Here is a 9,599-nt window from a genome sequence, read left to right as displayed (position 1 = left end):
TCGAGCGGCACCAGAAACATGGTCAGGTTCTTGTGTTTTGGCGCATCCGGGTCGCTGTTGGTCAGCAGGAAGACGTACTTCGCGTTGTGCGCGTTGGACGTGAACATCTTGGAGCCATTAATGACCCAGCTAGATCCATCCGCTTCGCGGACAGCACGGGTTTTGCACGTCGCCACATCGGAGCCGCCCTCCGGTTCGGTGTAGCCAAGGCACAGCCGGATCTCGCCGGACAGCACGCCGGGCAACACCTCTTCGGTGAGTTCGGGCGGTCCGAACTCGCGCACCATTTTCGCGACCACGGCGGTGGTGCCCCAGTGGAACCACGGTGCGTGCGACCGACCGATCTCCAGATCCCAGATGCGCCGGCGCAGCGCGCTGAATCCGCCGTCGGATTCGTCGTGCCAATCGGATGCGAGATAGCCCTTGGCGCCCAGCGCCAAATGCACACCCTCATCAAAGTTTTCCCCACTCGCACGGTCCCGGCGGATCACGTCGTCGGTGACGACATCAACCAGGAATGACCGCAACCGATCGCGGAATTCACGGTCGTCGGGAGACAGTTCGACGGATGCGAAATCCATGACTGTTACAGCCGCGCTTCGGTTTTGATCGCGGCGTCGGTGGTACGCAGTGGGCGGATCAGCGCGTCCTGGGCGAACGACGCGATCAGGTCGCCCTCTTCGGTGTGCACTGCGCCACGGACATACGACATGCCCGCACCGACCTGAGTGCTCTCGTGCGTGTACAGCAGCCAGCCGGTCCACGACACCGGCTCGTGGAAGCTCACCGAGATCGTCATCGGCGCCGTCGACACCGTGAGGTGCGACTGGGCGGTACCTATGCCCTCATGGGCGCGCATTGTCGTCGAAATGCCAAGGTGGCCAGTGAAGTACGCGATCAGCGCCTTGGCCAGGTCGTCGCGGGCCGGGATCGGGTCATAGTGCAGCCAGGCGTACAGCTCCGGTGGTCCGACCTCGTCGGGACTGTTGACGTCGACCACGTCGACCAGTCGCAGTTCCCGGCCGGCCATCGGCATCGCCCCGTCATTGGCGTCGGCGGGCGCGGCCACGTCGGGACGCGGCAGGTGGTGGCGGATCACGTCGTCGGACGGCACATCCAGCAGCGTCGTCACCGTGATGGCGCGCCGGCCGCCCTGCGTCACGCCGACCACCGCGGTCGCCGTCGAACGGCCCTCGGCGACGACGTCGATGTCGAACTCGACCGGGGGTCCGACCACCACAGCGCGGGCGAACACGGCGTGCACCGAGCGCACCGACTTCTCCGGAAATCGTTTGGCCACCGCGACGATCACCTGTGCGAGCACCTGGGTGCCTTCCACGACCTGACGTTCGTCCTCGGCGGCGATGCCGGTATCGGCGACAAAACGGCCGTCGTCGGCGGGGCGTGCGTCGAATAAGTCGAGGAGGCCGGCGACCGACCAGTGCGTCTGCTCAGAGTCTGTTGTCACCTAGCGAGAATGACATTCTCGCAAAAACTTGTAAAGCGTTGCACTCGTCACGAAGCCTCGATCACCTGGATCTTGAAACGGTCGAGGACTTCGAGGGCGTGCGCCAGACTGTCGCCCGGCAGACCCACCTGCACCCAGTTCACGCCGAGCTTGGCCAGCCGTTCCAGCCCGCCCAGGTAGGCATCGGCGTTGAAGTCATCGTGGGCCGGGCTGCCCCCTTCGAAATTGCCGAAGACGATATCGATCGTCGAGGGGTCCCGGTCTGCCTTGTCGAGTCGGCGCCGCAGGTCATCGATGCCGTCCGCGAGCGCTTCCATCGAATCCATCGCCGCGGTGCGCGCGGTCTGCGCCAGCTGCGGGGGCGCCGCGAACGGGCACCAACCATCACCCTTCTCGGCGACCCGCCGCCGGGCGGCCCCGGTGTTGCCACCGATCCAGATCGGGGGATGCGGATCGCTCAGCGGTCGGGGATGCGCGGTGATCCCCTTGGCGCTGAAGTGCGTGCCCTCGAAGGTAACGTCGTCGGTGGTCCAGATGGCCCGGATCACGTCGAGTGCCTCATCGAACAGTGCGGCGCGCTCCTCGAAGTCGACGCCGAGCGCTTCGAACTCTCGCTTCAGATAGCCGACGCCGACGGCGAGGGTGAACCTGCCACCGGACAGCAGATCCAACGTCGCGCCAGACTTGGCCACTACGAACGGGTTTCGGTACGGCAGTACCACGATGTTCGGAATGAGCCGCAGCGTGGTGGTGCGGGCTGCGGCGTAACCCATCGCGACGAACGGGTCCAGCGTGTCGTGTCCGCCGGCTTCGAGCCAGCGCTGAGTGGGAGCAGGGTGGTCGGTGAACCCGAAGCCGTGGACACCGGCAGCCTCGGCGGCTACGGCCACCTTGGCGATGCCGTCACCGATGACCAATTCCGGGTTGTACGGGTGGCTGTGCATCGGGTAGGTGATGGTGAATTTCATCTGCCGCTTTCCTTAGCTGAGCGCCGACGACGTGCCTGCAAAATACCGCGTGACATTTATACGATAATCTGTAAAGCCAGCCGGGCAACCGGCTGGTCAGTTCACCGCCGGAAAGGAGCGACCCAGTTGGGCATCGTGACCACTAGCTCGGAAACGGCCTTCGCTCGCTCCCCCGAGACCATCTACGACTTCGTCACCAACCCGGCGAACTGGCCCAAGACCTATCCCGGCAGCGCGCACATCACGAACCTGCCCGGGGAACTGCCGTTGAAGGTGGGCGACACCTGGCAAGAGTCCGGCCCCGACGGCGATCGGATTTTTACCTGGCATCTGGCGATCGCCACGCGGCCCAAGCTGTGGATGTTCAGTTCCGTTGGGCCCCTTGGCCATCACCGCGATGGCAACGGCGGCTTGGAAGGACGCATCACGGTCCAGTACCAGTTCAGCAGGCCGGGCGAAGAGGTCACGCTGTTCACCCGCACGATGACCATCGAGGCGTACAAACACGCCCCGCTGCCCGACGCCTTGTTCCAGCAAGTCAACCCCGCCAAGATCGATGCCTACCACCAGGCGATCGCGCGAGAATTGGATGCCCTTGATGACGGCAATGGTTGAGGGACTGACCCCGCTGGCGACGGGGTTCTGCTTCGGCGAAGGCCCACGCTGGTTCGAGGGCTTGCTGTGGTTCTCCGACATGCTCGGCGAAGCCGTGCATACCGTCACCCTGAGCGGATCGATGACCACGCTGGCGCTGCCCGGCGTTTCGCCGTCAGGTCTGGGGTTCCGGCCGGACGGCTCGCTGCTGATCGTGTCCACCGAAGACCGTCGGCTGCTGCGCTATGACGGCGAAACCGTCGACACCGTGGCCGATTTGAGCGGTCTGGCGCCGGCCGACCTCGGTGACATGGTCGTCGACAGCCACGGCCGTGCCTACATCGGGTCGCAAGCCTTCAGTGGCGGGGTCGTTCTGCGGGTCGATCCCGACGGCAGGGCCAGCGTGGTGGCACGCGACCTTGACTTCCCCAACGGCATGGCCATCACCCCCGACCACCGGACCCTGATCGTCGCTGAGTCGATCGGCCGACGTCTGACCGCGTTCGGCATCGGCGCCGACGGCGCGCTGTCCGATCGACGAGTCTTCGCCGATGGCCTGGACGGGCCGCCGGACGGCATCTGCCTGGATGCCGAGGGCGGCGTGTGGACGGCGATGACGCTGGCGCACCAGTTCGAGCGCATTGAAGGCAGCGGTGGTACAGGGCACGTGACGCATCGAATCGACATCGGTGATCGCGCGGCGATCGCCTGCATGCTCGGCGGATCCGCAGACCGCACGCTGTTCATGCTGTCGAGCAGCGACGCCTATCCCAAGCGCCTGATCGGCACCCGGCTGTCCCGGCTCGACACGGTGACCGTGGATACTCCCGCCGCCGGCGCCGGCGCGACAGGTGAAGGATGACAGACTCCTATTACGAGCTGGTCGATGACGCCGACCCGTTGGGCGAAAAGTTCACTGCCACAGACCTTGTGCGCAGCACCTGGACGGCGGCCATCCAGCATGCCGCGCCGGTGTCGGCGCTTCTGGTCCGCGCGCTGGAACGCTGCGCCGGCCGCGACGACACCCGGCTGAGCCGCGTCGCCATCGACCTATTGGGGCCGGTGCCCGCCGACGGCGACATGTGGGTCCGCTCGAAAGTCGAGCGTCCCGGTAAGCAGATCGAGTTGATCAGCGCCGAGACGCTGGCCGTGGGCCCCGACGGTCAGCCCCGGCCGACGGCACGAGCCACCGGGTGGCGCCTACAACAGCTCGACACCACCGAGCTGGTACACGTCGCCGCCGCGCTGCCGGCCCCGCGGAGCGAGGCGCGCAGTCGTGATCTCGCCAAGAACTTCGATCGCAACTACGTGCACAGCCTGGACTGGCGCTGGCTGACCAAGCCGCTCAACGAGGGCCCTGGAGAATCCTGGATCAAGCCGACGGCCGACCTGGTCAACGGCGAGACGATGACGCCGTTGGAGCGGCTGTTCGCGGTCGCCGACTGCGCCAACGGCATCGGTTCCAAAATCGACATCACCAAGTGGACGTTCTTGAACAACGACCTCGTCGTGCATGTGCACCGCATCCCCGACGGCGAATGGGTCGGGATCCGGGCCGAGACCAACTACGGACCGGACGGGATCGGCACCACGGTGGGCACCCTGTTCGACGAGGCCGGCGCCGTGGGCAGTATTCAGCAGTCGGTGCTCGTGCGCCGACGGCCAGGGTCTTAGTCATTTGCGTCGAGATCGACGCTAGCGCAGTCTTTTCCCGCGATTTACCACGCTGGCGTCGATCTCGACGCCGACGGGGACGGGTGGGATGACATCGACGACCCGAAGATGCATCCGATCCGATGCGCTGATGGCCGCGACGATCAGGCGGGCGACGTCGTCAGGCGGCACATGCCCGGTCGATCGCACGACCGAGGCTCGCACTCCGGTCCCGACGAACTCGGCGTCCAGACCACTGACCCACGCGTCAAGCATCCGATGCGCGCCCTCCGGCGATGCCCCGATCAGTTCCGGGCTGAGCAGCACCACGTCACCCCGGCCGCTGTCGATCATCGGCGTAACGAGTTGCGCCACAAGGTGTTGCGCGCCGACCCAGGATCTGTCGGCCATACCGGCGCTGCTGACCAGGGCGTCGGCGGCACCTACCAGGTAGTTGGCGGCCTGCATGAAACGATCGATGGAAAGCGGGTCCGCGAGATCCAGGTGGGCGGCGAACACCGCAGCGCCTTCGGACCGAAGACGGGCAGCGAATTCCTCGCAGATGTGGGTCCGTCGGGCGCCCATCAACACCAGGTCCCCACTGGCCGCCAACCGGGCCGCCGTCGCCAAGCCGACCGGTGACGAGGCTTCGGTGATGACAACCGTCCTGGACTCGCTCACCACGGACACCGATCAATCTCGGTCTGCCCGGCTAAACTCTGGTGGTCGACCACCTCGGGCGGGGCCGGAAAAACCCTGGCCGGGGAACATGGCAGTGACACGAAAACAGCGTGACACTTCGGGTTTATTTTGTAAAGTTTGGTGTATGGAGCAGACTCCGACCCTCGAGGGCGACGCCTCGACGCAGCAGCGGATTCTTGCTGCCACGGCCGAGGTCCTCGGCCGTAACGGCAAGCGGAAGCTCAGTCTGTCCGACGTCGCAGTTCAGGCCGGGGTATCCAGGCCGACGCTCTACCGCTGGTTCGCGTCCAAAGAGGACCTGCTTTCGGCATTCTCCAAATACGAACGGCAGACATTCGAAAGCGGGATGGGCCGGGCGACCGCCGGCCTCAAAGGTACCGACAAGCTCGACGCGGCGCTGCGGTTCATCGTCGAGTACCAGCATTCCTACACCGGTGTGCGGATGGTCGACATCGAGCCCGAACATGTCATCAGCCAGTTCTCGAACGTCATCCCGCAGATGCGCGATGGTCTGCAGCGGTTGATCCCCGGTCCGAATGCCGCGGTCAAGGCGGCTACCGCGATCCGAGTCGCGTTCTCGCACTACATGATCCGCAGCGACGATGCTGACGAGTTCCTAGCCCAGCTGCGGCACGCGGTCGGCATCAAGGGTCCCGGCTAGTCGAACAGCACCGCGGCGTTCAGATAGCCGGTCGGGTCGAACGCCGTTTTCAGGGTTCGCATCGCCGCGATGTCGGCGGCTCCGCGTGACATGCCGACGTAGCGGCGTTTGCGGCTGCCGACTCCGTGTTCGGAGCTGACGTTGCCGCCGCATTCCGCGATCAGGTCCATCATCGCGGCGTACAGATCGCGCTCCTGCTCGTCGCTGCAGCGCAGCACATTCAGATGCAGGTTGCCCTCGCCGATATGCCCGAACAACACCCCGACGGCGTCGGGCGCATGCCGGTGCACCAGCGCCTTGGCGTCGTCGGCGAACGCCGGTATCGCCGACAGTGGCAGCGACACGTCGAACTTCAGCGGCGGTCCGAACAATCCGACCACCTCGGCCAACAATTCACGAGACCGCCAAAGCCGTTGTTGCGCAGCGAGATCAACGCCCACCGCGGGCTCGCCCAAAGTCTGCGCGCCTTCCAGCGCGTCGGCCAGGCGTTCGGTCTGATCGAGGTCGGCCGCCAGTTCCACCAGCAGCAGCCACTCGCCGCGCACCGGCGGGGCCACTCCCAGATGCTCCTCGGCCAGTGCGCTGGCCCGCCCGTCGATCAGTTCCAGCGCCGCGATGCCGTCCATGTCGCGAAACAACCGGCCGGCGTCGACCAGTGCGGCCAGATCGTCGAAGCCGCAGACCGCGGTCACCCGATGCGGCGGATCCGGGTGCAGCCGCAGGTCGAGTGCGGTGATCACGCCCAGTGTTCCCTCGGCGCCGACGAACAGTGCCGGCAGGTCGTAGCCGGTGTTGTCGGCCCGCACCCGCGAGTGGCGTCGTACCACCGACCCGTCGGGCAGCGCAACGTCCAGCCCGATGACCTGGTTGCCCATGTTGCCGTAACGCACGGTGCGCAAACCGCCGGCATTGGTCGATGCCATGCCGCCGACGGTCGCGGTGTCGCGGGCAGCCAGGTCGACGCCGAACACCAGGCCGGCCGCGTCGGCCGCGCGCTGCACCGCAGCCAGGGTGGCCCCTGCCCCGGCTTCGATACGACGTTCTGCGGTGTCGACATCGCCTATGGCGCTGAGCCTTTCGGTTGACAGCAACACGTCGTCATGTTCGGGTACGGTGCCGGCAACCAACGACGTCCGGCCGCCCTGGATCGTCACGTGTATTCCGGCATCGCGGCACAGCCGCAGAACGCCGGCTACTTCGTCGGCCGATCCCGGACGCACCAGGGCGCTCGCGTGGCCCCGGTAGCGGCCGGTGTGGTCGACGCTGCGGCCGTCCAGTACGTCGGGATCGGTGCTGACATAGTTCGCCCCTACCAGCGACGACACCTGCTGCAGCACACTCGCGGCCATGCTGTGGGTCTATCACATCGCCGAGTCACCATGCAGGATGAGTGTCATGCAGCGTGCGGATGTCTGGTTCAACTCCGGCAGCGACCGGATCAGCGCGTGGTTGTACCGGCCGGCGAGCGACGGTGACGCACCGCTTTTGGTGATGGCTCATGGGCTGGGCGCGGTCCGCACGATGCGACTGGATGCCTACGCCGAACGCTTTTGCGAGGCCGGTTACGCCTGCCTGGTGTTCGACTACCGCAACTTCGGCGATAGCGAAGGGGCGCCACGGCAACTTCTCGATATCCGAATGCAGTTGCAGGACTGGATGGTTGCGGCGGCATATGCGTGCACGCTGCCCGGGATCGACCCGAATCGAATTGGTCTGTGGGGCACCTCGTTCAGCGGCGGTCACGTAATCGCCACCGCGGCAAAGCTTCCAGGAATCGCGGCGGTCGTCTCGCAATGCCCGTTCACCGACAGCGTCGCCTCCCTGGGTGCGGTGGACCCGCTGATCAGTGCCCGCCTCACGGCGCTGGCGGCGCGCGACCTGATCACCGCCCGCTTCGGCGGGACGCCGGTGATGGTGCCGACCGCCGGGCTTCCGGGCGAGGTCGCGCTGATGACCGCCCCTGACGCCTACCCCGGCTTCCTGGGTCTGGTGCCCGACGGGGTGGAGCTGCGCAACGAGGTCGCCGCGCGCATTGGCTTGAAGCTCTTGCCGTACCGACCGGGTCGGCTCGCGGCGAAGGTGCCCTGCCCAATCCTGTTCTGCGTCTGCGAAACCGACACGATCGCGCCATCAGGTCCGACCCGCCGTTACGCGGCCACGGCACCCCGCGGTGAGATCAAGCGCTACCCCGAAGGACATTTCGAGATCTATGTCGGCGATGCCTTCGAGCGCGTGCTCGCCGACCAACTCGAGTTTCTCGAGCGGAATCTGTTGACCGCCTAGCGGACGACGATGCAGAGCGCGCATCGCGATGAGGTGGGGGCACCTCCCGCGTGGGGGGACAGCCGCGCAACTACCTTCAGCGGATGATGCTGACGCCACCGTCCACCGGGATCACCGCGCCGGTGATGTAGCTACTGGCCCGGCTGGCCAGGAATACCGCGATGCCGGCCATGTCGTCGGGCCGGCCGATGCGGCCGAGCGGAAAGCCCGAACCGACGGCGTCCGAACCTGCTCGGAACAGCTCTTTGGTCATCCGGGATTCGAAGAGCCCGGGCGCGATCGCGTTGACCAGAATCCTCGGCGCCAACTCCCCGGCCAGGTGCTGGGTCAGCATGTGGACCGCGGCCTTGCTGGCGCTGTAGGAGAAGTTGTCCCGGCCGCGCCCGGGCGGAACGATCCCGTCGATGCTGCCGGTGTTGATGACGCGGGCCGGGTCGCCGTCGGTCGCGCCGGCAGTGAGCATCGGCACCATCGCGCGGGTCAGCAGGAAGACACCCTTGACGTTGACGTTGAAGACCTTGTCGAAGCCGGATTCCGGAAACTCGCCCAACGGCGCACCCCATGCCGCGCCGGCATTGTTGTACAGCGCGTGGACCTCGTCGGTCCGCTCGGCCAGGTCGGTAACCAGCGCCTGCACTCCGTCGGTAGTGCCCAGATCGGCGGGAATGGCCTCTACCGGTCCGTGCGCCGACAATTCGGCGACGGCGGCGTCCAGCTCGGCCTTTTTGCGGCTGGACAGATAAACCGTCGCTCCCGCTTGCAGCAGCCCGCGCGCCATCATCACGCCGATGCCGCGGCCGCCGCCGGTGACAACCGCGACCTTTCCGTCCAGCCGAAACATGTCAGTCATGGAGATCAGTCTCCGCGACGGCTCAGGAACGACGGGCGGCTGTACCGATGTCGGTCCCGACGCCCAGCGGTGATTGCACCCGGACCGCCTCGTCGCGGATCAGACCCCGCAGCAGGGCGGTGCTGAACTCGGCGGCGATCTCCTTGGCGCTGCGGCGCCCGCTCGGCCGAAGCCAGCGGTAGGCGCCCAGCGTCATCCCGATGTAGCCGAGCGCCAGGACGTGCGAGTCGCTTTCGTAGAACTCGCCGCTGGCAATGCCACGATCGATCAGACCGTGCACATGCTCATAGACCTGAGTTTCCTTCTCACGGACCGCGGCGACCTGTTCCTCGGTGAACCATTCGGTGATGTAGGGCTGTTCCTGGAAGTACACCGCCGCGCCTTCCGGGTTGGCGGCGATCTGATCGAGCAGCCGTACGG

General features: G+C 66.3%; 11 protein-coding genes and 1 pseudogene. 5 read left to right on the top strand and 7 right to left on the bottom strand.

Going from position 1 to position 9,599, the window contains the following annotated elements; translation table 11 throughout:
• The 3 genes from WAN02_RS01585 to WAN02_RS01575 form a co-directional block, all read right to left on the bottom strand.
• The coding region (locus WAN02_RS01585) for an acyl-CoA dehydrogenase family protein (RefSeq protein WP_422262193.1) at positions 1–581 on the bottom strand (581 nt) is incomplete at its 3' end.
• Positions 582–586: 5 nt separating this feature from the next.
• Positions 587–1,468 (bottom strand): acyl-CoA thioesterase, encoded by an 882-nt coding sequence (locus tag WAN02_RS01580; RefSeq protein ID WP_422262191.1) that lies wholly within the window; start codon positions 1,466–1,468, stop codon positions 587–589.
• Between the two features lie 47 nt (positions 1,469–1,515).
• On the bottom strand, positions 1,516–2,436 hold the full coding sequence (locus WAN02_RS01575) for an LLM class F420-dependent oxidoreductase (RefSeq protein WP_422262189.1): 921 nt from the start codon (positions 2,434–2,436) through the stop codon (positions 1,516–1,518).
• Between the two features lie 126 nt (positions 2,437–2,562).
• On the opposite strand from WAN02_RS01575, the gene WAN02_RS01570 reads away from it, so the two are divergent.
• The 3 genes from WAN02_RS01570 to WAN02_RS01560 are packed head-to-tail and all read left to right on the top strand — an operon-like array spanning position 2,563 to position 4,704.
• Positions 2,563–3,051, top strand: coding sequence for an SRPBCC family protein (locus WAN02_RS01570; RefSeq protein ID WP_422262187.1), 489 nt, complete (start codon positions 2,563–2,565; stop codon positions 3,049–3,051).
• Complete coding sequence (locus WAN02_RS01565) at positions 3,044–3,892, top strand: SMP-30/gluconolactonase/LRE family protein (RefSeq protein WP_422262195.1); 849 nt, start codon at positions 3,044–3,046, stop codon at positions 3,890–3,892. Before WAN02_RS01570 ends, WAN02_RS01565 begins: the two co-directional genes overlap by 8 nt.
• Positions 3,889–4,704 carry a thioesterase family protein gene (locus tag WAN02_RS01560; RefSeq protein WP_422262185.1) on the top strand — a complete coding sequence of 272 codons (816 nt, stop codon included), beginning with the start codon at positions 3,889–3,891 and terminating at the stop codon, positions 4,702–4,704. Before WAN02_RS01565 ends, WAN02_RS01560 begins: the two co-directional genes overlap by 4 nt.
• 21 nt (positions 4,705–4,725) lie before the next feature.
• Here WAN02_RS01560 and WAN02_RS01555 read toward each other — a convergent pair whose 3' ends face one another.
• A complete protein-coding gene (locus WAN02_RS01555) occupies positions 4,726–5,364 on the bottom strand; it encodes an SDR family NAD(P)-dependent oxidoreductase (protein ID WP_422262183.1) in 639 nt (212 codons plus the stop codon).
• 145 nt (positions 5,365–5,509) lie between these two features.
• On the opposite strand from WAN02_RS01555, the gene WAN02_RS01550 reads away from it, so the two are divergent.
• Positions 5,510–6,046, top strand: coding sequence for a TetR/AcrR family transcriptional regulator (locus WAN02_RS01550; RefSeq protein ID WP_422262181.1), 537 nt, complete (start codon positions 5,510–5,512; stop codon positions 6,044–6,046).
• Here WAN02_RS01550 and WAN02_RS01545 read toward each other — a convergent pair.
• A complete protein-coding gene (locus WAN02_RS01545) occupies positions 6,043–7,395 on the bottom strand; it encodes an FAD-binding oxidoreductase (RefSeq protein WP_422262179.1) in 1,353 nt (450 codons plus the stop codon). The genes WAN02_RS01550 and WAN02_RS01545 overlap by 4 nt on opposite strands.
• A gap of 46 nt (positions 7,396–7,441) precedes the next feature.
• Between WAN02_RS01545 and WAN02_RS01540 the strand changes: the two genes are divergently transcribed.
• Positions 7,442–8,329, top strand: a complete 888-nt coding sequence (locus tag WAN02_RS01540) for an alpha/beta hydrolase (RefSeq protein WP_422262177.1) — start codon at positions 7,442–7,444, stop codon at positions 8,327–8,329.
• 76 nt (positions 8,330–8,405) lie between these two features.
• Here the strand turns inward: WAN02_RS01540 and WAN02_RS01535 are convergent, their stop codons facing one another.
• Positions 8,406–9,179: an SDR family oxidoreductase gene (locus tag WAN02_RS01535; RefSeq protein WP_422262175.1), complete on the bottom strand. Its 774-nt coding sequence runs from the start codon at positions 9,177–9,179 to the stop codon at positions 8,406–8,408.
• A 22-nt stretch (positions 9,180–9,201) separates the two neighbouring features.
• Positions 9,202–9,599 (bottom strand): annotated as a pseudogene (locus WAN02_RS01530) (TetR/AcrR family transcriptional regulator); the annotation flags it as partial.

Source organism: Mycobacterium sp., assembly GCF_049281135.1.
GTDB lineage: Bacteria > Actinomycetota > Actinomycetes > Mycobacteriales > Mycobacteriaceae > Mycobacterium.
Note: the sequence above shows the minus strand (reverse complement) of the source record. Positions and strands in the feature narration are given on the sequence as shown.